Below are 19,455 nucleotides of genomic sequence, written 5' to 3' on the forward strand. Positions count from 1 at the left end.
AAGTGGCAACCACGTTACCGCAGTCCGTACGTCCGCACCGCACCTCCCGGACGGCGACGCCGCCCGATTCGAACGGAGTCGAGCGGGGCGGGCGTCACACCAGGTGGTCGAACTCCCCGTCCTTCGCCCCGGCGAGGAACGCGGCCATCTCGGCGGGCGTGTAGACAAGCGCGGGCCCCTCCGGGTCGCGGGAGTTGCGCATGGCGACGGACCCGTCCGTCAGGTGGGCCACCTCCACGCAGTTGCCCTCGGCGGTGCTGTGCTGGCTCTTGATCCACGCCGCGTCCAGCGAACTGGCGCGCACTCCGTTGGGTGTTGCTGACACTGACCTCTCCTTGCCGTCTCGCGTTCCACCGGGGAGCCGTGCGCCCACCGGGGCCCCGGATGACTCGTGGTGCGCGGGGCCTCTCCCTTCCTACCCCGATTCCGCGCAATTTCTCGTGCAATTGCACGCGGACGCCGTCGGCGTGGATAATAGCCCTCGGCGTCAACCCCTCGGTCGACGCCGTTGCCTGACGCCTCATCAGGGAGACGCCGTGCTCATACCGGTGCGCTCAGCGCCCCAGCACCGCACCCCCGGCGGCGGCCCGGCAGCCGCGCCGCCCCTTCTCTGACCTGACCGCCGCGGAAAGGTTCACGCCATGCGCACCGCTCCGACGCACCAGCCGAGCACCGAGCGCAACCAGCACAGTCAGCGCGCCGACCACGAGACCGCGCCCGTGGAACCCCTGCGGGGCCTGGGCGACGTGCCCTGGCCGGACCTCCAGGACTCCACCGGCTCCGCGGCGACGATCCCCCTGCTGCTCAACAAGATCGCCTGGGGCAGCGCCCCGACGGCCGTCACCGCCGTGGCCGAGCTGCGGGACCGGATCTGCCAGTACGGCTTCGTGGTGACGCAGGCCACCGCCGCGACGGTCCCCTTCCTCTGGGAACTCGCGCAACTGCCGCATGTCACCTGCCGCCCGGAGATCGTCCGGCTGCTCGGCGGCATCGCGGACGCCCGTCAGTGGGAGCGCACGGCCAGCGCCTACCCCAAGCTCCTCAACCGCCGTGAGAACCCGGTCGCCTGGGAGCGTGCCGCCCGCGAGGCCGTGCGCGAGCGCTGTGGACTGCTCTGCCGGCTCCCGGCCGACGAGAGCGAACTCGGCCGCGCCGCGGCGGAACTGGCCCGCGCCCTTGACCCGGCGCGGGCCGCCATCTGATCCCACCGCGCGCGTGAGCCGATCTCACGCCCTGGACGTTTCCCCCGTCCCGCCCCGACCTGGTGTACTCCTCGCCCGCAAGGGAAGGGAAGCGCTTGCTGCCCGCCAGGGCGCTTCCGACAGGGCACTGGGAGGAACACCGCCGATGGCGCCGACGCAGGAGAGACCACTCGACCACCGCTACCGGGGCGAGCACCCGGTCCGCACGCTCGCCTACCTGTTCCGCGCCGACCGCCGGCGCCTCGCCGCGGCCGTCGGCGTCTTCACCGTCAAGCACAGCCCCGTCTGGCTGCTGCCGCTGATCACCGCGTCCATCATCGACACCGTCGTCCAGCACCAGCCGATCAGCAACCTCTGGACGAGCACCGGCGTCATCATGTTCATCCTGCTGGTCAACTACCCCCTGCACGTCCTCTACGTCCGGCTCCTCTACGGCAGCGTGCGCCGCATGGGCACCGCGCTCCGCTCCGCCCTGTGCACCCGGATGCAGCAGCTCTCCATCGGCTACCACTCCCGGGTCAGCGCCGGGGTGCTCCAGGCCAAGGTGGTGCGGGACGTCGAGACGGTCGAGCAGATGGTGCAGCAGACCGCCGAGACCGGCCTCGGGGCGACCACCGTCCTCATCGGCGGACTGGTGATCATCGGCGTGCGCACCCCCGAGTTCCTGCCCGTCTTCCTCGTCGTCGTGCCCGCCGCCGCCCTCGTCGTCGCCCGCCTCAGGGCCCGGCTGCGCACCCACAACGAGCACTTCCGGCACGAGGTGGAGACCCTCTCCTCCCGGGTGACGGAGATGACCCGGCTGATACCGGTCACCCGCGCCCACGGCCTGGAGGGCAAGGCCCTGAACCGCATGGACGGCACCCTGCGGCGCCTGCTCAGCTCCGGGATGCGCCTGGACCTGGTCAACGGGCGGTTCGGCTCGCTGGCCTGGGTGGTGCTCAACGTCGTCGGCGTGCTGGTCCTCGCGGGCGCCGCGCTGGTCTCGTACTACGACGTCTGGGGCGTCACCGCGGGCGACGTCGTCATGCTCGGCGCCTTCCTGACCACCCTCACCAACTCCACCACCACGCTGGCCGGTCTGGCGCCCGTCATCACCAAGGGCCTGGAGTCGGTGCGCTCGGTCGGTGAGGTGCTCCAGGCGCCCGAGCTGGAGGACAACGAGGGCAAGGCGGAACTCACCGCGCTGCACGGCGCCGTCACCTTCCGAGACGTCAGCTACGCCTACGACGGCGGCCGGGCCGCCGTACGCGACCTCAGCCTCTCCGTGGCGCCGGGGGAGACCATCGCGCTCGTCGGCGCCTCGGGGGCGGGCAAGTCCACCGTGCTCAACCTCGTCATCGGCTTCATCCGGCCGACCTCCGGACGGCTGCTGCTCGACGGCACCGACATGAACACCCTGGACCTGCGCACCTATCGGCGGTTCGTCTCCGTCGTCCCGCAGGAGTCCATCCTCTTCGACGGCACCATCCGGGAGAACGTCGCCTACGGCATGGACGACGCCGGTGAGGACGCCGTGCGGGCCGCGCTGCGGGACGCCAACGCGCTGGAGTTCGTGGACCGGCTGCCGCAGGGCCTCGACACCCTGGTGGGCGAGCGCGGCGCCCGGCTCTCCGGTGGGCAGCGGCAGCGGCTCGCCATCGCCCGCGCGCTGATCCGCGACCCCAAGGTGCTGATCCTGGACGAGGCGACCTCGGCCCTCGACACCCGTTCCGAGGCGCTGGTGCAGCAGGCGCTGGCCCGGCTGCTGCGCGGCCGGACGACCTTCGTGGTGGCCCACCGGCTGTCCACCGTGCGCGGCGCCGACCGGATCGTGGTGATGGGCGACGGCCGGGTCCTGGAGACCGGCACCCACGACGAGCTGCTGCGGCGCGGCGGCGCCTACACGGAACTGCACAGCGGGCAGGCCGTCTGACACCTCCCGAACCGCCCCTCGTGTGGGCCGTCGGCGGGTGAGCGCGCCGTCGGCCCCGCGCGTCGCGCTCCCGATGCGAATGACCCACGGTATTTGGTCACTTGGGAGAAAAGGACCGGACGGCAGGATTGGTCCGGTGCTCCCCGGGCATACGCGAAGCCGAAGATCGAGAGAGGGGCGCACCGTGATTGTTCCGGACCCGAAGGCCGTCAGGAGACAGCTCACCCGTTACGCATCGCTGCGGATCGCGCAGGCGGAGCACGCCGTTCCCGCCCGGGCGCGGGAGCTTGAGGACGTCAGCTACACACTCTGCGTGATGATGGGCACGACCAGCGTCCGGGACGCGATCGCCCGCGCGGACGCCCTGCTGGCCGAGGACCAGCTCAAGGAGAAGGAGACCGACGGGGAGGGTGATCTGTCCCTCGTGGGCTGAGCCGGGGTGTGCCGGGGCGAAGCGGGGTGTGAACGGGGGCCGAGGGGCGCGCGGGGCGCCGGGTGGGCTCCGGGGCGGCTCCCGTGGTTCGACACCGTCCGCACCGAGGTGTGCCCGGTCGCTTACACTCGGCAGTCATGCCCATGTTCATGGGTCTCCGAGAGGAAAGGCGCGTTGCCGGGTGTTCCAGGATTCCCCGATCTACGACCGACTCGTGGCGGAACGCGGAGACGTTCCCGCCCTTGTACGCAGCGAGGCCGAACGCGTCGGCAGGGAACTGGAGCTGGTCATGCGCCCCCTGCGTTCCCCGGGTGCGCCGCCCGGCGTCGACCGCCGCCCGTCCGCCCCGGGCGCGGGTTGGCAGCGCCAGGGGATGCTGCCGGGCCCGCGCCCGCACTGAGCGCCCGGCCCGGTCGGGTCACGGCACCACGCTGTCCGCGTCCCTGACCTGCGGTGGCCGTCGCCCCGCCGGGTGGGTCAGCCACTCGGCGATGGCCTGCGCGATGGGCTGCCCGGTGTCCACCTCGACGAAGCCGAACTGCCCCGACTGGTTGCACTCCAGGAACCACCACACCCCGTCGCCGTCCTCGACGAAGTCGAAGGCGCCGTAAGCCAGTTCGGCCTCCCGTAGATAGGTGTGGACGGAGTCGGCGATGCGGGGCGGCACCTCTGCCGGGCGCCAGGGTGCCGCGGACCGGTCGAACCGGACGTCCACCTCCTCGGGGTCGGCGCCCGCCGCCGTCTCCTTGCGGGCGGCCAGCAGCCGCTCGCCGACGGCGGTGAGCCGGATGTCGGCCCGCTTGGCGATCCGACGTTGCAGCAGCGTGGGGCCGTACGCCACCGCGGCGAAGTCGGTGCCCGGCGCCACCCTGCTGGTCGGCACCGCCCGCGGCGGCTCCTGCGGGTGCGCGCCCGAGACCGGCTTGACCACCAGGTCCGGGAAGCGTGCCGCGAAGTCCCGGGCGGCCTGCGGCAACGTCGTGATCAGGGTGGCCGGGACGGGCAGTCCGCTGCGCTGGGCGAGGCGGAGCTGCCACGGCTTGTGCCGGGCCCGGCGGGCGGCGTCGGGGTGGTTCATCCACCGCGCGCCGGAACTGCGCAACATGCCGTACAGCGCCTGCGCGGACTCCTCCGTCAGCCACGCGGAGGGCTGGGGCACGCGGGCGGCCGGGACACCCGGCCTGCGCACCCACACCGACCGCAGGCCGTCCATGGTCAACAGACGGCCCGCGGACCAGAGATGACCGCGGAACGAGCCGTGCACGTACTCGCCTGAGAGCGCTACCCCGCCGGTCAGGTCGGCGGGGTCGAGCCGGACCACCGGGACCCCGGACGCGTTCAGGTGGACGACCACCATGTCCGCGGTCACATCCTGCTCGGAGGTCAGGATCAGTACGGTCATCGTCGACGGTCCGTGGTCAGTCGTCGAAGTGTGTCTTCGAACCGGCGGTGGAGGTGGTCGTGCCGAACTCCCGTAGCAGCGCGTGGTCGGTCGCGGCGATGCGGCCGTCCCTGGTGACGTTCAACTGAAGGCCTGCGTCGTAGGCGTATGGAGTGGTCAGGTCCAAATCCGCCGCGGGGCGTGCGTAGTTCAGCGCGAACGGTTGCATGGTCTCTCCCTTTTCGATGCTCCCCCGGTCAAGGCGGCGACATCCCTTGTCGCCGCTTGGCCCGCTGGATCTCCAGGCTTTCCATGGACTTATACGATTCGAACGAGTGAATGGTTTCCCTACGCTCCGTAGTCGTGGGCCAGTTGGCCCGTCCTGAACCTGAGACGGTTGAGTCCCCCAGTCGGTTGACTGTTTGTGACATGGAGCACTCAGGGGGCGTGCGACTGGTCGGGGGGTGCACCGTGGCGGCGGCGCGCCGGCGTGCGGGGGGCGCTCAGGCGGAGTCCGTGGGGCGGCTGACCGCTGTCGGCTCCCGTACCGACCGCCCGGTCCTGTCCGCCAGCGGGGCGCGCATACTGCGCAGCGCCAGCAGGAGCACACCGACGTCGTCCAGGTAGACCGGGTCGGGCAGGACGTCCGCCGGCAGGACGAGGTACAGGACCGCCCCCCAGAACACCCAGCGCGGCCCGGTCGGCAGCCCGGCGCGCCGCAGCCCGCGCCGCGTCCGTACCAGCCGCACCAGGAGTGCCACGGCCGCCGCGAGGGCGAGCGCCGCGAGGACCAGCGCGACGGCGACGAGTACTGCTGTGGTCGAATCCACGGGTCCTCCTCAGTCCGGTGCACCGCTTGACGCGGGCCCCGTCTTTCTGGATTCCCGCATATGGCCTCGGTATGGCCGACGGAATACGGCCACACACCCGAACGGGGGTTCCGGCGACCGCCGGGGGGCTACCGCTCCTCGGGCTGCTCCGGGGAGAGGCCGGCGTCCGTGTGGCGGGCGGGGCGCTGGGGCCTGGAGCTGCCCTTGAGTCGTTCGAGGGTGCGGGTGAGCTGCTGGAACGGGGACGGCCCCCGGGAGGCGGCCCCGGGCTTCTCCGGGCCGGGCGGCGGGGAGTCCCGGTAGGCGGCCAGCGCCTCGTGGGCCCGCTCGGCGGCCTCCCGGTACAGGTCCCGGGACCTCGTCATCGCCTCCAGCGCCTCGGCGTACATGGCCACCAACCGCCGCTGGCGGTCCAGCTCCTCCTCCAGGGTGAGCAGGTGCCAGTCCTCGCGCAGGGCGGTCACGGCGGCGTCGGCGCCCTCGGGCAGGGGTCGCGGCAGCGCGGCGAAGCGGGTGACGGCGTCGAGCAGTTCGGTGGGCTCCGAGCCGTCCAGGAACACCGTGCGCACGGCGAACTCCGGCGCGCTCCAGCCGTCCGGCGCCGGGTCTCCCGGCAGTACGGCGGCGCCACCGCGCGGCACCTCGACGCCGCTGTCCCGCAGCGCCCAGTTGACCGCCCGCAGCTGCTGCGGGGCGGCGCGGTGCTCCACCACCCGGTGCGCCAGGCCCGGCGGCAGCAGCGCGGCCAACGGGCGGCGTCCGCGCTCGTCCGGGGTCATCGCCTCGTGGACGACGACGTGCACCGTCCAGGTGGCGCGCGCCGCGCCCTTCAGAAGCCGCCGCAGGTCCTTCTCGTCGTACGGCAGGGGGTTGATGTCCCGCAGGCGCAGCCCCGTGCCGGTCTCGCGGTCCCAGTCCGCGGCGGCGTCCGCGGGCCAGAACATGGTCGCCGGGGACGGCCAGCGCGGGTCCCAGGCCCGTTCGGCCTCCGCCGCCAGCGTCCAGGTGCCGCCGCCGAGCGACAGGCGGGCGCGGACCGTCACCTCCCCGGCCACCCGCCAGCGGGCCTCGAAGACGTGCCCGCCGTCCGTGCCCGTCCCGGAGGGTTCCAGGTGGCCGTCGATGATCTCGCGCTCCGTGAGCGCGCGCAGGGTGCGCCGGACCGTCTCGGGTGCGTCGGCCGCCGGGCAGTGGCCGCGGGCCAGCCACAGGGTGGGGGCGGCGGAGGGGCGGTCGGTGGGGGAACTCGGCATGGCTCCAGCTGGGGACGGGGGCGTCGGGTATCAGCCAGTATCGCCCGCGTCGGCGGTGCGAGATCACCGGGGGGGCGCGGTGCCGGGGGTCGTCGGATGGTGTGCGCCGGGAGCCGCCATCCGTGCGGCGCTCGATCTCGGGGCGGTCAGAAAGGAACACCTGTTGGCATATTCCGAACGAAAATGCGGAAGCGCTCCCCGAGCCCCCGGCGGTCCGTAGCGTCGGTCCCGCGTTCGCCGTACAGCCGTACAGGGGGAGGGGATCCAGCGTGCCCGGGATCGACGAGAGTCTGCTGGACGCCATGCGCCTGCCGGGCGCGCGGGGCGCCGCGGTGATCGACTGGATCAGCGGGCTCGCCCTGGGCGCCGTCGGCGAGGCACCCGGCGGCGACCTGGAGACCGCCGCCGCGGAGACCGCCGAGCTGGCCCGGCTCGCCGCGGAGAGCGGCGCCTTCCGCCCGGCCACCGCGTCCGACGCCACCGAGCCGGGCAAGGAACCGCCCGTCCAGGACCTGATCCTCACCACACCGGACGACTACCACGTCGTACGGTTCGTGGCCACGGCGTTCGACAGCAGCGTGGTACTCCACCTCTGGCTGACACGCACCGAGGGCAACCTCGCCCTGGCCCGCATCCGCCTGGCGGAACTGGCGGAACGGTTGGTGCTGGGGTGACCAAGGTGACGGGGATAGCCGGGGTGGCTGAGATGGCCGGGGTGGCTGAGATGGCCGGGGCGGCTGACGTGACCGGGAGGGCCGACCTTCCCGCTTCCCGTACCCCCACGGCCTGGCTCGCCGCACTCGCCGACCGGCGGGCCACCGGCGTCCTCATCGCCGCGACCGGTGCCGTGTACCTCGCCGAGGGCCGGGTCGTGCACGCCGAGTCGCCCGCCGCGCCCGACCTCGGCGCCCTGCTCACCCGCAGCTCCGCCGTCGACCCCGACGGCTGGCAGGACGCCCTGGACCGGGCGGGCGCCCGGCGCCGTGTCGGCCGCCAGCTCGTCGACAGCGGCCGTCTCGCCGCCGGTGCGCTGGAGCTGTGCCACCTCGGCGCGCTGTTCGACGCCGCGTACTTCGTCCTGGGTCCCAGCGTCCTCGGTCCTGGCGCCCCTGGCTTCGGCGCCCCTGACGCCCCTGGCGCCGGCGCCCCAAGCTCCGCTGTCCCGAGCTCCCGTGTCCCCGCCCCCGGGCCTCTGGGCTCCGCCGTCCCCGGGCCCGGCGGTCCCGAACCCCGGTTCCGGGCGGGTGCCGCGCACTGGATCGGTGCGGTGCGGCCCGTGGCGGTCGACGTGCTGCTCCGTGAGTGCGCCCGGCGGCACGCCCTGCTGGACGGGATATGGCCCCGGACCGACGTCGACAGCGCCCCCCTCGCCCGGGTCGCCGGCGCCCGCCCCCGCGCGCGGACGCTGCCCGCGCGCCGTCGGCGGATACTCGCCGAGATCGACGGCGAGCGTACGGCGTCCCAGATCGCGTCTGCCCTGGCCTGCCGCGCCTTCCACACCCTGGTGGAGCTGCGCCGACTGGCCGCCGACGGGCTCGTCACCCCGGTACCGCGGCCGTCCGCACCGCACGGGCCGCCGCCCGACTGGCTCCCGCCACCCGTGGACGACCCCGACACGGCGCTGCTGCGACGGCTTCGAGACGCCTTGGAGGCCCTGTGATCCGCGCGCGCCGACAGCGTGCCGAAAGGAGACTGCTCATGGCCGTCGAGGACGACGTCCTGGACGAACTGCGCCGACTGCGCTCCCGGCTGCCCCAGCTCACCGGCTCCCTGGCGGCCAGCGTCGACGGTCTCGTCCTCGCCCAGGACGCGCCGGGCACCGAACCGGAGTCCCTCGCGGCGATCACCGCCGCCGCCCTCGGCGTGGCCCAGCGCATGGCCGACCTCACCGCCCGCGGCGACTTCCGGGAACTGCTCCTGCGCGGCGCCGACGGCTACGTCGCCACCTATACGGCGGGCCCCTCCGTGGTGCTCACCCTGCTCACCGACGACCGCGTCAACGTCGGACGGCTGCACCTGGAGGGACGGCGCAGCGGCGTCCGTATCGGTGAGCTGGTCGCCGCCCGCACCGCCCCCGGCGACACCGTCCGGCGGCCCGTGCCGGACCCGGACCCCGAGCGCCCCATCGGCACCCTCCCGGTCCGCGCCCCACGGCGGCCCACGTCCCCGGCCGGGACCCGCGCCCGGCCGCAGCCCGAGACCGGCGGCTGAACCGCCCGGCCCCGCCCCCAGTCCCCGCCGGACCGCTCAGCCCGGAGCGCCGGCCCGACCACCACCACCGCCCGAAAGGACCCCAACACCATGGCCAACCTCGAAACCTCGCTCAAGGAATGCCTCAGCTCCATCGAGGGCGCGCGGGCCGCCGCGCTCGTCGACTACACCAGCGGCATGGCCCTCGGCACGCTCGGCGGCAGCAAGACCTTCGACCTGGACGTCGCGGCGGCCGGGAACACCGACGTCGTACGGTCCAAGCTGCGCACGATGGAGCACCTGGGGCTGAAGGAGGAGATCGAGGACATCCTGATCACCCTCAGCAGCCAGTACCACATGATCCGCCTGATCAAGGGGCGCGGCGGCAAGGGCCTGTTCCTCTACCTCGTGCTCGACTCCGGCCGCGCCAACCTGGCGATGGCCCGCCACCAGCTCCGCAAGATCGAGAACGAGCTGGAGGTCTGACCACGGCGCGGACGCGTCCGGCGTGGGCCCCGCCGGGAGCCCACGCCGGTCCACGCGCCGTGCTTACGCGCCGCTCTCCCGGAGCATGTCCTCGCGCTCCACGATCTTCACCCGCTCGCGGCCCTGCGGCTCGCCGAGCGCCTTCTCCGCGGCGTCCAGCCGGTACCAGCCGTCCCAGGTGGTGAAGCGGACCGCCCGCTCGGCGAGGAAGGCGTCCACCGCCTCGGGCGCGGGCGCCGACGGCTCGGGCAGCCGACCCTGCGCGAAGTCGTCCAGCAGGTTCGACACGGTCTCGTTGGCGTCGCCCTTGGTGTGGCCGATCAGGCCGACCGGGCCGCGCCGGATCCAGCCGGTGACGTACACGGACGGCAGGGGCGCGCCGCTCTCCTCGACGACCCGGCCGCCCACGTCGGGGACGGTGCCCGAGTCGATGTCCCACGGCAGCTTGGGCAGCTTGTCGGAGAGGTAGCCGACCGCGCGGTAGACGGCGGTGACGTCCCAGTCCGTGAACTTCCCCGTGCCCTTGACGTTGCCGGTGCCGTCCAGCTCGGTGCGCTCGGTGCGCAGGCCGACGACCTTGCCGTCCGCGCCGAGGATCTCGCTGGGCGACTCGAAGAAGTGCAGGTACAGCTTGTGCGGGCGGTCCCCGGTGTCGCGGATCGCCCAGTTCTCCAGGGTCTTGGCGACCATGTCGGCCTGCTTGTTGCCGCGCCGGGTCTCGATGGAGCCCGCGTCGTAGTCGATGTCCTCGGGGTCGACGATGACCTCGATGTTGGGGGAGTGGTCCAGCTCCCGCAGCTCCATCGGGCTGAACTTGGCCTGCGCCGGGCCACGGCGGCCGAAGACGTGCACCTCGAGCGCCTTGTTGGCCCTCAGCCCGGCGTACACGTTCGGCGGGATCTCGGTCGGCAGCAGCTCGTCGGCGGTCTTGGCGAGGATGCGGGCGACGTCGAGGGCGACGTTGCCGACGCCGAGGACGGCGACCTTCTCGGCCTCCAGGGGCCAGCTGCGCGGCACGTCCGGGTGGCCGTCGTACCAGGAGACGAAGTCGGCGGCGCCGTAGGAGCCGTCGAGGTCGATGCCCGGGACGGCGAGGTTGCGGTCCGCCGTCGCGCCGGTGGAGAAGATCACGCCGTCGTAGAACGAGCGCAGATCGTCCAGGCTGATGTCGGTCGGGTAGTCGACGTTGCCGAAGAGCCGGATCTGGGGTTTGTCGAGGACCTGGTGCAGGGCGGTGATGATGCCCTTGATGCGGGGGTGGTCGGGCGCCACGCCGTAACGGATCAGGCCGAACGGCGCGGGCATCCGCTCGAAGAGGTCGATGGACACACCGGGGTCGGCGGCCACGTCGGACTTGAGCAGGGCGTCGGCGGCGTAGATCCCGGCGGGACCGGCTCCGACGATGGCTACCCGCAGGGGGCGGGGCATGATCAGTTCCCTTCGAGCGGTGACAGGCGACTCGAACGGGAAGCCTAAGCTAAGGCAAGCCTAAGTCGGTACGCGGGTTCGTTCTATGGACTCATAAGCCGCGGTTATGGCAGACGGGAGGGGTGGTCAGGCGGCACCCCGCCGACCACCCCTTTCCCGGCTGACCCCGCGTCAGTCCGCCACCCGGCCCGCCTCGTAGGGCCGCGGCGTCGACGGGTGCCGGTCCGTCAGCTGGACCATCAGCAGCAGGAGCAGGGCCGCCAGGGAGGCCAGCGAGGCGCACACCGCGGTCAGGCCCGCGCTCCACGGCGGGGCCACCATGATGCCCAGCGCCTGCGACAGCTGCGGCGCCCGCACCCAGCCCTCGGACACCACCGCCCCGGCCAGCACCGCGGGCACCAGCACGCCCGCCAGCAGCACCGGCGGGGTCGGCCGGCAGGCCACCACGACGGCCAGGACGACGCACAGTCCCGACACCGCGAGGGTCGCCATGTAGACGCTCAGGGAGACGTCCGCGCGGAGCAGCGGGAAGTGCGCCGCACCGCAGACCACCAGGGCCGCGGCGGCGAGCCAGCTCGGCCAGAACGCCGACCTGCCGGACCGCTCCCGGTCCCGGTCGCGCCGGACCCGCACCGGCCCGTGGACGGCCGCCACCGGGTGGGTCCGCCCGGGACCGGCCGGGGGCGACGGCTCGTGGTCCAGGGCGGGGACGTCGCGGTGCCGTTCGCGCGCCAGCCGCCCTATCAGCTCCACCAACTCCTCGACGGGGCGGCCGGTGGCGGCGGCGTGCACCGCCTCCTGCCCGCAGTGCGGCTGCACCGGCGTCTCGTGCAGCAGCTCCATCAGCCGCGACACCTCCTCGACCGTGCGGGTCTCGACCGCCGTACGGATCGCGACGTCCGCGCTGTCGGGCCGACGGGGCGGCCGGGTCAGTTCCGTGATCAGCTGGGCGACGTCGTCCACCGGACGGTCCACCGCGACCGCCCGCAGGACGTCGACGACGGCCCGCGCGTGCTCGGGTGACTCCTCCAGCAGGGTGATGATGCGGAAGACCTCCTCCAGCGGTCGGCCGCTGACGGCCGCGTGCACCAGCTCGCCCGCCGCGCCGCCGTAGTCGACGGTGGTGGTCGGCTGGTGGGGGGTGGGGGTGTCGGGTGCCAGGGGCACCAGGTTCGGCGGCGCCGCCGGTGCCGCCGTGCCCTCGCCCTCACCCGGGGCGGGGGAGGGGGCGTGGGCGGGGCGGGGCGGTGGTTCGGCGGCGGGCACCGGTTCCGTGGTGGGCACCGGCTCGGTCACGGGCATCGGCCCGGCGCCGGGCGCCGGTCCCGCGCCGGACACCGGCGCCACCGTGGGCGCCGGTGCCTCGGGGGCCGGCTCGGCGGCTGCCGTGGCGGTCGGGTCCGAAGGGGTGGGGGACGGTGAGGGCGTGGTCATGCTGCGCTCCAGGGGGGAGTGGTACACGGCCGCCCCCTGCCCCTCCGAAGGCGGCACGTGGTGCTTACCTGCCCATTACTAGGGTCCCCACCGGGGCAGCGCCACCCGGGTGAGGCGCCGGGATGACGCCTCCGGGGCTCCGTACAGCCTGTCGACGGCGGTCGCGGTGGTGGTCCTGGAGCCGGCGACCCGCGCGTCCTGGCAGCCGCCCCTCCGTGACCGGTTGACGACCGTGCGGTCCTGCCGTCCCGGCCGGTGGCGGCACCGGCGGCCACCACGGCGAGAGCGAGCCGCGCGCTCCCCGCGGCCCCGGTGGCGGCCGTGTCCCGTCGGGGACCCTCGTCCCGCGCCCTTCCGCGACCGGCCCGCGCCCGTCACACTGTTGCCGCCCGACCCGTCCGGGCGGGGGCGCGACCAGGGGGTGGGGCAGTCGTGGCGACGGACATCCCGACCGACGACGAGGTCCGTGCGGCGATCGAGGCGTGCCGGGCGCGCATCGGCTTCCGGAGGGGCTCCGCCCCGCCCGTCGGCGACTTCCTCCTCACCCCTCTGCACCTCCTCGAAGCGACGGTCACCCACTACATGGAGACCCGCGAGGAGGAGATCCGGTACTCACCGGGAACCGTGGACCTGTCCGGGCTGCCGATCTACGACGATCTGCCGGACTACGAGCCGGGTCCCCACGAGTCGCCCCGCAAGGGACCGCTCGTCCTGCTCCGACGGGGCACCGCGCATCGCAGGTCGTGCGACTGCGGCAACGGACGGCGGCAGTGCGCAAGCTGCGGGGGCAGGGCGTACGGGACGTGCGAGCCCGCCAAGGCGTGCCCCGTCTGTTCCGGTGTCTCCCCGTGCACGCAGTACGTGCTGCACGGGAACCTGCCCGGCACGCCGTCCAAGCTTCCGAAGCCCGGCCAACCCGGGGAACGGGGCACCTGCCAGGGCTGCCACACGGCTGACAGCGCGTGTCCGGGCTGTCGTGGCTGGGGGAGGGTGAAGTGCGGGGACTGCGAGGGAAGCGGACGTGTCCCCTGCGAGGAGTGCGGCCGCAGGGGCACCGTCAAGTGCGAGACGTGCGCCGAGTCCGGGCACCTGACCTCATGGACCGAGGGACGGATCAGGTGGACCGCGGAGTACGACTCCGTCGTCCCCGTCCAACGGCCCAGCCACATCAAGGCGGCGCTGGACTCGGCCGCCTGGCGGAAGGACCTCCTCGAAGCCGGTGATCCCCTGCCCGGTGATCTGTCCCCCGCCCATCGCGGCGCCCTGGAGCCGTACCTGCGCCCCAGGAAGAAGGAGCGGGCCCGCGAGGCCGACCTCCGCAGGCTGACGGTCGTCCGGGCCCGCTCGTCCGGCTCCCACCACTACCAGTACTACGTCTTCCGGGACTCCAGCGGCCGGGTGAGGGCCGAGGAGCGCTTCTCGGAGGACGGCCGCCGTATGCTCTGGGGCCTCGCGGTGGTCGCCGCCCTCATACTTCTCGCGGTGCTGCTCGTGGTGGTGGCGGCCTGACCGACCACGAACGCGTCGACCGCCCCCACGGAATACTGGCCCGGGTCCTCCCTGCCTCAGCCGGTGCCGGAAGGCGCTGCGGGGCAGGTGGCGACCGGGGTGACGGACTCGGCTCGGGACAGGTCGACGGTCATGGCGACACCGCCGGTCTCCACGACGACCGTGCCCCGGCGTGCTGAGACGACCTCCCCGCACAGCGTGGTGGTGCCCTGCCGGATCAGCAGTCGCGGAGGATCCTTCGGCGGGGCGTACCAGGTGACGCCGACCGCGGTGACGAGCAGGACCGTGCACAGGCACGTCAGGGTGATCCCGGTACGCAGGAAACGGGCGCTGGCCAGGGCCTCGTCGTCGTCCTCCAGTGGCCGCCCCGTCGGGTCGTCGGACGCGGAGAGCCGACGGGCGTAGGGGCGGCCGTGCGCCGCGCGCGGCAGGCAGAAGGCCCCGGCTCCGCCCACGGCCAGGGCGGCCACCAGCAGCACGCCCGCACCGGCGGACCAGCCGGGGGCGAGCTGTGCCGCGAGACCCTCCGGCGGACCCGGCGCGGCCCGGTCCCGGATGGGCCCCAGCACCGCGACGGTGAGTTTCCGGAGGCGGGATCCGCAACTCCCTCAACTCCTGCAACGAAAGGCGCACTTCGCCCCCTCCACCGTCAGCGTCCCGGTCAGGCCCGTGCCGAGAGCCTGCGGCGCGCGGCCGAGCCCGCACGGGTCGATCACGAAAGAGGACGTACGGCGACCACCGACGGCGTCGCCGCCGCCCCGTCAGGGGCAGCCGTCGTCGGCTGGGCCGCGGACCGGTGCCTCCCCGGTTCCCGCGCCGTGGTGTCGGCGCCGTCTGGACCCGCAGCTGGCCCGTGGCGCCTTGCGGTCGGTGGCGGGGAGGCGGCAGGGTTCGTCCGTGGCTACCTTGCTGATCGTGCATCACACGCCCTCACCCAACTGCCAGGCCCTCTTCGAGGCCGTGGTGTCGGGTGCGACGGCGCCGGAGATCGAGGGCGTACGGGTGGTGCGGCGGGCGGCGCTGGCCGCGACGGCGTCCGACGTGCTCGACGCCGACGGCTTCCTGCTGGGCACCCCGGCGAACCTGGGCTATGTGTCCGGCGCGCTCAAGCACTTCTTCGACCAGGTGTACTACCCGTGTCTGGACGCCACCCGGGGCAGGCCGTTCGGCTACTACGTGCACGGCGGGAACGACGTCACGGGCGCCGTCCGGGCGATCGAGTCGATCACCACGGGCCTGGGCTGGCGGCGCGCCGCGGAGCCGGTCACCGTCACCGGGGAACCGGGCAGGGCCGAGGTGGAGGCGTGCTGGGAGCTTGGGGCGGCGCTCGCCGCCGGGCTGGTGCAGGAGGACGCCTGAAGCCCCTGGTCACACCGGCCGCTCACCGGCCGCGGTCGGGTGGCCGTTGCCCGTCGCCGGTGCGGGTGCGGGTGCGGGGACGGTGAGGCCCGGCGCGGTGGTGAAGAGTTGGAGCGAGCCGTGCAGGTTTCCCAGGTCCGGAGTGACCCCGCTCAGTTCCAGCGCGATGGCGGCGGCGAGGTTGTCCCGCAGCAGCGGCTCCTTGACCTGGGCGACCAGTTCGAGGGCGCGGGTGGCGCGGGCGTTGCGCTCCGCGTCCTGCCGCAGGTCGGCCAGGGCCTGGATCATCATCCGGCGTTCCTCGGCCCGGTTGCGGAAGAAGAAGAACGACAGCACCTGGGAGAAGATGCCGGACGCGGTGGCGACCACCGACAGCACCAGGTCGTCCGAGCGGTAGATGCCGACCAGGATGCCCGCGACGATGATGAGGTAGCCGAGCACGGCGGCGGCGATCGCGGCGAAGAAGCTGACGTCGGCGCGGCGGCCGACCTTCTCGTAGTAGTCCTCCAGGACGTCCGACAGGGCGGCCGGGGTCGGCTGCGGCGCCGTCGTGGCGGGGTCGGCGTCGGCACCGGACCCTTCGGGGGTGGCGCCGACCGGGAAGCCGGGGAAGCCCACGGGGGCCTCGCGGGCGGGGTCCTCCGCCGGGCCCGGCTGGTCCTGTCGCCCCGGCTGGCCCGCTCCCTGCTGCCGGGCGCGGAAGCGCTCGACGGCCGCCCGCCAGGCCTCGCTGCCCGCCGCCGAGGCCAGGCTGGAAGCGGCCAGGCCGGTGAGGATCGGGTCCATGTCGTCATCCCCTCGAACGCGCCGGAGTAACGGCACCTTACTGGCCGTCAGCGCCCGCGTGGCAGCGGAGGGGGATGACCGGTGACGGCCCCGTGGCCGTCACCGGTGTCGCACCGCCGACCCGTGCGGGTCAGATGGAGATGGTGGTGCCGTCGAAGCGGGTGAGGCTGAAGTACGCGTCCTCCAGGGTCGCTTCCCTGGACTCCCGCAGCAGGCCGATCGCGATCTCCTCACCGAGGCGCACCGAGGCGGTGTAGTCGCTGCGCCAGTGCACACCACCCATGTTCCGGCCGATGGCCACGTTGGCGGCGATCTTGTTCAGCTCGCCGCCGACCGTCAGCCGGCCGGCGTCCGCGCCCGTGTACGGCTTGAGGCCCTTGCCGTCCTTGCTGGGCACGACCGGGTCGGTCAGCAGGTGCCGCTCGTCGAACCACGCCTTGAGGACGGTCACGCAGGCGCCCGCCACGGTGGCGTGCCCGGCGCCGTAGGACGGGTGGGTGGGGCTGCCCTCGGGGAACGCCTGCGGGAGCAGGTAGCTGCCGTACTTCTTGAAGACCCGGTCGACGGCGGTCGAGCCGAGGACGCCGGAGTGGACCGGGTACTCGCGCGTGTTGCTGAGGTGCTGGTGGACCAGGCCGCCCAGCTCCTCCGGCCGCAGCCGCCGGTGCACGTACCACTTCTGGTACCAGACGGCCTTCAGCGCGCGGGTGGCGACCTCGGTCACCAGGGACAGCAGGTGGGGGCCGCCGTAGGTGCCGAAGCCCTCCTGGTTGTGGGAGTACTGGTAAGGGTTGCCCGCGTCCACCGGGGCGCCCATGCCCAGCAGGATGAGCGCGGAGTTGAGGTACGCCTCGTACAGCGCGTCGAAGTGGACGTAGTGGGCGAGGTCGCGCGGCGTCTGGATGTAGCGGCGCCGGGCGGTGTCGCGCTGGTCCGGGACGGTGGTGTCGCCGTTCTGCACCTCCAGCCAGTCGTCCCACGTCGTGAGGTGGTCGACCGGGCGGACCAGGGTGTCCAGGGTCTGCTTGATCAGCAGGGTGCCGTACGGGATGTCCTTGAGCAGGAACTGCGAGAGGTACGGCCCCACGAGGTCCCCGGGGGTGATCCCGCGGAAGAGGGTCTGCGCGGTGACCTCGCCGCGCAGGGTCGGACCGGCGAGGGACGGCATCGAGGTCAGCTCGGCCGCCGCGTCGACGGCCTCCTGGTTGACGGCGAAGTCGGCGAACGGCACGTCACGGCAGAGCGCCATCCAGTACAGCTCGACCGCCTCGGCGGCGCCCTGCGCGCTGTCGATGCGCGGCGCGGGCGGTACCGTCAGCGCCTGCGCGTCCGGGCCCTGGAGGTCGAAGGCGAGCCCGGCCTGCGGGTTGACCAGCTTGCGCGGCCCGGCCAGCGGGATCCGCTCGAAGTCCTCGTGCCGCCCGGTGTGCAGGGCCCGGCGCAGCAGGTTGTAGGCCGCCGGGTCCACCTCGCCCAGCTCGTTGTGCGGCAGCCCCTTGGAGTAGTTCGCGATGAACGGCAGCGGCGCGTAGTCCGACTCCTCCCCGTTCGCCGTCTGCACCGGTGGCTGACGCTGGAACTCCGCTTCAGCCGCGCGTACACGCAGCTGCCGTGCGGCAAAACGGCGGTCACTCATACGAATCCCCCGGTTCTTCTTCCCCGTGATGAAAGCGGTGCGCGGTTCGCGCCACTGAGGGGACGACGTCTCGGGGCACGGCGCAAGTTCCGGGTGAATCGGGAATTCCGCGACTTTTCACATCCGTAAGAGCGCGCTCCGGCGTCGTGCGCCGCGCTTCTGACCTCGAACCTTGGCCATCCCGACGGAGGCGGACGTTCCGTCAGGGCTCTTCCGCCGCTCCAAGGCCCCTCAAGGACGGCTTTGTTGACGTCCATTCGTGTGATTGTCCGGTGATACGATCACCGCGTTTGCGGAGCGGGCGGATGGGTGCACGACGGCATCTTCCGACGTCAGGGACAGCAGCCTGGGCAGCCACCCCCGGTGCGAGCGGTCCGCCGGGGCATCCGCACAAGGTTGTAAATCAAGCAAGCGGGCTGTCAGTCGCCTGAAGAGAGTCTTATGACGGAATACATAGTGATTGCAGCGCTCTTGGTGCTGCTCGCTGTCATCATCGCCGCCGTCGCACTCCTTGTCCGCCAACGCAGGGCGGCACGGAATCTGCGGCAGGAGATCCAGGGCCTCAAGGCTCACTACACGGAGCTGGAGAACGACTACGCACAGTCCGTCCAAGCGGCCCAGGAACAGGCCGACGACGCGACGAGGACCGTACTGAAATCCGCGATGCGGACGCTTCAGGGTCTCGCCGCCGAACAACAGCTCGTCCTGTCCCGGCTGCAGGGCAAGTACGGCGACTCGGTCATCCTGGAGGACCTCCTGGAGATCGACCACACCAACTCGCAGTTCGGCCGCCGCGCGCAGTCCATCGCGGTGCTCTGCGACGGCTGGCTGGGTGGCCGCCGGGACGTCGCCTCGGTGTACGACGTGGTGCGCAGCGCGCAGGGCAGGATCCGGCACTTCCGCCGGGTGGAGATCCTCTCCCAGGTCGACTTCGGCATCACCAGCCGGGCCGTCGAGCCGGTCGCCCTCGCCCTCGCGGAGCTGCTGGACAACGCCACCAGCTACTCCAGCCCGGACACCATCGTCGAGATCAACATCCGGCCCGTGCCCAAGGGCATCTGCGTCATCGTCGACGACGCCGGTGTGGGCATGAGCGACGAGGAGCGCGTACGCGCCCAGAGACTGCTCTCCAGCGAACGCGCCTCCGGCGTCTCCGGCCTCGGCAACCCGCCGCAGTTCGGCTTCGCGGTCATCGGTGTGCTCGCCGAGCGGTTCGGTTTCGAGGTGGCCGTGGACTCCACCTCCCCCTACGGAGGTGTACGCGCCGTCGTTCTGCTGCCGCACGAGCTGCTCACCGGAATGCCCGAGAAGAAGGCCCCGGCCAACCCGGCCGGCACCGCCCGCGACGGCGGAACCGAGTCCGCGCTGACCACCGGCTCGACCACCGACGGACTGCCCCGGCGCCGCCGCAAGCGGCCCATGGCCATCGTGCCGGGCACCAGCTCCGGCGACTCCGACGCCGCCCCCCGCTCCGGCGCGGAGACCGCGGCGATCATGGGCGCCTTCCAGCGGGGCACGCGGTCGGGCCGGGCCTCGCAACCCGAACCGGGGGACCAGACGAGCCGCACACGTGAAGCAAGCAGCGAAGGGCATGAGGTCTCGTGAACGATCTGTCG

21 protein-coding genes are annotated in these 19,455 nt (G+C 73.0%); 11 read left to right on the top strand and 10 right to left on the bottom strand.

Features of this window, described 5'->3' with window-relative positions:
- Positions 1 to 94: 94 nt before the first annotated feature.
- A complete protein-coding gene (locus tag ABZ659_RS14980) occupies positions 95 to 325 on the bottom strand; it encodes a DUF397 domain-containing protein (RefSeq protein ID WP_360218631.1) in 231 nt (76 codons plus the stop codon).
- Between the two features lie 316 nt (positions 326 to 641).
- Between ABZ659_RS14980 and ABZ659_RS14985 the strand changes: the two genes are divergently transcribed.
- From ABZ659_RS14985 to ABZ659_RS15000, 4 genes are all read left to right on the top strand, one after another.
- On the top strand, positions 642 to 1,202 hold the full coding sequence (locus ABZ659_RS14985; protein ID WP_360218634.1) for a hypothetical protein: 561 nt from the start codon (positions 642 to 644) through the stop codon (positions 1,200 to 1,202).
- A 145-nt stretch (positions 1,203 to 1,347) separates the two neighbouring features.
- Positions 1,348 to 3,114, top strand: coding sequence for an ABC transporter ATP-binding protein (locus ABZ659_RS14990; RefSeq protein ID WP_360218637.1), 1,767 nt, complete (start codon positions 1,348 to 1,350; stop codon positions 3,112 to 3,114).
- A 184-nt stretch (positions 3,115 to 3,298) separates the two neighbouring features.
- Positions 3,299 to 3,547, top strand: coding sequence for a DUF5133 domain-containing protein (locus tag ABZ659_RS14995; protein WP_360218640.1), 249 nt, complete (start codon positions 3,299 to 3,301; stop codon positions 3,545 to 3,547).
- Positions 3,548 to 3,728: 181 nt separating this feature from the next.
- Complete coding sequence (locus ABZ659_RS15000) at positions 3,729 to 3,947, top strand: hypothetical protein (protein WP_360218643.1); 219 nt, start codon at positions 3,729 to 3,731, stop codon at positions 3,945 to 3,947.
- A gap of 18 nt (positions 3,948 to 3,965) precedes the next feature.
- Here ABZ659_RS15000 and tgmB read toward each other — a convergent pair whose 3' ends face one another.
- The 4 genes from tgmB to ABZ659_RS15020 all read right to left on the bottom strand — a co-directional run bounded on the left by tgmB (position 3,966) and on the right by ABZ659_RS15020 (position 7,011).
- The gene (gene tgmB, locus ABZ659_RS15005) at positions 3,966 to 4,949 is read right to left on the bottom strand and encodes an ATP-grasp ribosomal peptide maturase (protein WP_360218646.1); all 984 of its coding nucleotides are present in this window, start codon (positions 4,947 to 4,949) and stop codon (positions 3,966 to 3,968) included.
- Between the two features lie 16 nt (positions 4,950 to 4,965).
- A complete protein-coding gene (gene tgmA / locus ABZ659_RS15010) occupies positions 4,966 to 5,157 on the bottom strand; it encodes a putative ATP-grasp-modified RiPP (RefSeq protein ID WP_360218649.1) in 192 nt (63 codons plus the stop codon).
- A 274-nt stretch (positions 5,158 to 5,431) separates the two neighbouring features.
- Complete coding sequence (locus ABZ659_RS15015) at positions 5,432 to 5,758, bottom strand: YkvA family protein (RefSeq protein ID WP_360218652.1); 327 nt, start codon at positions 5,756 to 5,758, stop codon at positions 5,432 to 5,434.
- Positions 5,759 to 5,886: 128 nt separating this feature from the next.
- The gene (locus ABZ659_RS15020; RefSeq protein WP_360218655.1) at positions 5,887 to 7,011 is read right to left on the bottom strand and encodes a hypothetical protein; all 1,125 of its coding nucleotides are present in this window, start codon (positions 7,009 to 7,011) and stop codon (positions 5,887 to 5,889) included.
- Between the two features lie 269 nt (positions 7,012 to 7,280).
- On the opposite strand from ABZ659_RS15020, the gene ABZ659_RS15025 reads away from it, so the two are divergent.
- The 4 genes from ABZ659_RS15025 (at position 7,281) to ABZ659_RS15040 (ending at position 9,687) form a co-directional block, all read left to right on the top strand.
- Positions 7,281 to 7,685, top strand: coding sequence for a hypothetical protein (locus ABZ659_RS15025; protein ID WP_360218658.1), 405 nt, complete (start codon positions 7,281 to 7,283; stop codon positions 7,683 to 7,685).
- A complete protein-coding gene (locus ABZ659_RS15030; protein WP_360218662.1) occupies positions 7,682 to 8,671 on the top strand; it encodes a hypothetical protein in 990 nt (329 codons plus the stop codon). The genes ABZ659_RS15025 and ABZ659_RS15030 overlap by 4 nt, the downstream gene beginning before the upstream one ends.
- A gap of 38 nt (positions 8,672 to 8,709) precedes the next feature.
- Positions 8,710 to 9,222 carry a roadblock/LC7 domain-containing protein gene (locus tag ABZ659_RS15035; protein WP_360218665.1) on the top strand — a complete coding sequence of 171 codons (513 nt, stop codon included), beginning with the start codon at positions 8,710 to 8,712 and terminating at the stop codon, positions 9,220 to 9,222.
- Positions 9,223 to 9,312: 90 nt separating this feature from the next.
- Positions 9,313 to 9,687, top strand: coding sequence for a hypothetical protein (locus ABZ659_RS15040; protein ID WP_360218668.1), 375 nt, complete (start codon positions 9,313 to 9,315; stop codon positions 9,685 to 9,687).
- 63 nt (positions 9,688 to 9,750) lie between these two features.
- Here ABZ659_RS15040 and ABZ659_RS15045 read toward each other — a convergent pair whose 3' ends face one another.
- Positions 9,751 to 11,115, bottom strand: coding sequence for an FAD-dependent oxidoreductase (locus ABZ659_RS15045; RefSeq protein ID WP_360218671.1), 1,365 nt, complete (start codon positions 11,113 to 11,115; stop codon positions 9,751 to 9,753).
- Between the two features lie 171 nt (positions 11,116 to 11,286).
- The gene (locus tag ABZ659_RS15050) at positions 11,287 to 12,549 is read right to left on the bottom strand and encodes a hypothetical protein (protein ID WP_360218674.1); all 1,263 of its coding nucleotides are present in this window, start codon (positions 12,547 to 12,549) and stop codon (positions 11,287 to 11,289) included.
- A 432-nt stretch (positions 12,550 to 12,981) separates the two neighbouring features.
- On the opposite strand from ABZ659_RS15050, the gene ABZ659_RS15055 reads away from it, so the two are divergent.
- Positions 12,982 to 14,058: a hypothetical protein gene (locus tag ABZ659_RS15055; protein WP_360218677.1), complete on the top strand. Its 1,077-nt coding sequence runs from the start codon at positions 12,982 to 12,984 to the stop codon at positions 14,056 to 14,058.
- Between the two features lie 56 nt (positions 14,059 to 14,114).
- Here the strand turns inward: ABZ659_RS15055 and ABZ659_RS15060 are convergent, their stop codons facing one another.
- On the bottom strand, positions 14,115 to 14,627 hold the full coding sequence (locus ABZ659_RS15060; protein WP_360218680.1) for a hypothetical protein: 513 nt from the start codon (positions 14,625 to 14,627) through the stop codon (positions 14,115 to 14,117).
- Between the two features lie 328 nt (positions 14,628 to 14,955).
- Between ABZ659_RS15060 and ABZ659_RS15065 the strand changes: the two genes are divergently transcribed.
- Positions 14,956 to 15,417: an NAD(P)H-dependent oxidoreductase gene (locus ABZ659_RS15065; protein WP_360218683.1), complete on the top strand. Its 462-nt coding sequence runs from the start codon at positions 14,956 to 14,958 to the stop codon at positions 15,415 to 15,417.
- Between the two features lie 9 nt (positions 15,418 to 15,426).
- On the opposite strand, the gene ABZ659_RS15070 is transcribed toward ABZ659_RS15065, so the two are convergent.
- Together ABZ659_RS15070 and ABZ659_RS15075 are read right to left on the bottom strand one after the other, a co-directional pair.
- On the bottom strand, positions 15,427 to 16,203 hold the full coding sequence (locus tag ABZ659_RS15070) for a hypothetical protein (protein ID WP_360218686.1): 777 nt from the start codon (positions 16,201 to 16,203) through the stop codon (positions 15,427 to 15,429).
- Positions 16,204 to 16,333: 130 nt separating this feature from the next.
- A complete protein-coding gene (locus ABZ659_RS15075) occupies positions 16,334 to 17,764 on the bottom strand; it encodes a vanadium-dependent haloperoxidase (RefSeq protein ID WP_360218689.1) in 1,431 nt (476 codons plus the stop codon).
- A 516-nt stretch (positions 17,765 to 18,280) separates the two neighbouring features.
- Here ABZ659_RS15075 and ABZ659_RS15080 point away from each other — a divergent pair.
- Positions 18,281 to 19,444, top strand: coding sequence for an ATP-binding protein (locus ABZ659_RS15080; protein WP_360218692.1), 1,164 nt, complete (start codon positions 18,281 to 18,283; stop codon positions 19,442 to 19,444).
- Positions 19,445 to 19,455: the final 11 nt, after the last annotated feature.

Origin of the sequence: Streptomyces sp. NPDC006997 (assembly GCF_040635175.1) — a bacterium.
In the GTDB taxonomy this organism is placed as follows: Bacteria; Actinomycetota; Actinomycetes; order Streptomycetales; family Streptomycetaceae; genus Streptomyces.

Coding starts and splice junctions, on each gene's coding strand:
- ABZ659_RS15040 (WP_360218668.1), top strand. CDS start 9,313: ATGGCCAACCTCGAAACCTCGCTCAAGGAATGCCTCAGCTCCATCGAG.
- ABZ659_RS15070 (WP_360218686.1), bottom strand. CDS start 16,203: ATGGACCCGATCCTCACCGGCCTGGCCGCTTCCAGCCTGGCCTCGGCG.
- ABZ659_RS15080 (WP_360218692.1), top strand. CDS start 18,281: ATGACGGAATACATAGTGATTGCAGCGCTCTTGGTGCTGCTCGCTGTC.
- ABZ659_RS15045 (WP_360218671.1), bottom strand. CDS start 11,115: ATGCCCCGCCCCCTGCGGGTAGCCATCGTCGGAGCCGGTCCCGCCGGG.
- ABZ659_RS15020 (WP_360218655.1), bottom strand. CDS start 7,011: ATGCCGAGTTCCCCCACCGACCGCCCCTCCGCCGCCCCCACCCTGTGG.
- tgmB (WP_360218646.1), bottom strand. CDS start 4,949: ATGACCGTACTGATCCTGACCTCCGAGCAGGATGTGACCGCGGACATG.
- ABZ659_RS14985 (WP_360218634.1), top strand. CDS start 642: ATGCGCACCGCTCCGACGCACCAGCCGAGCACCGAGCGCAACCAGCAC.
- ABZ659_RS14990 (WP_360218637.1), top strand. CDS start 1,348: ATGGCGCCGACGCAGGAGAGACCACTCGACCACCGCTACCGGGGCGAG.
- tgmA (WP_360218649.1), bottom strand. CDS start 5,157: ATGCAACCGTTCGCGCTGAACTACGCACGCCCCGCGGCGGATTTGGAC.
- ABZ659_RS15035 (WP_360218665.1), top strand. CDS start 8,710: ATGGCCGTCGAGGACGACGTCCTGGACGAACTGCGCCGACTGCGCTCC.
- ABZ659_RS15050 (WP_360218674.1), bottom strand. CDS start 12,549: ATGACCACGCCCTCACCGTCCCCCACCCCTTCGGACCCGACCGCCACG.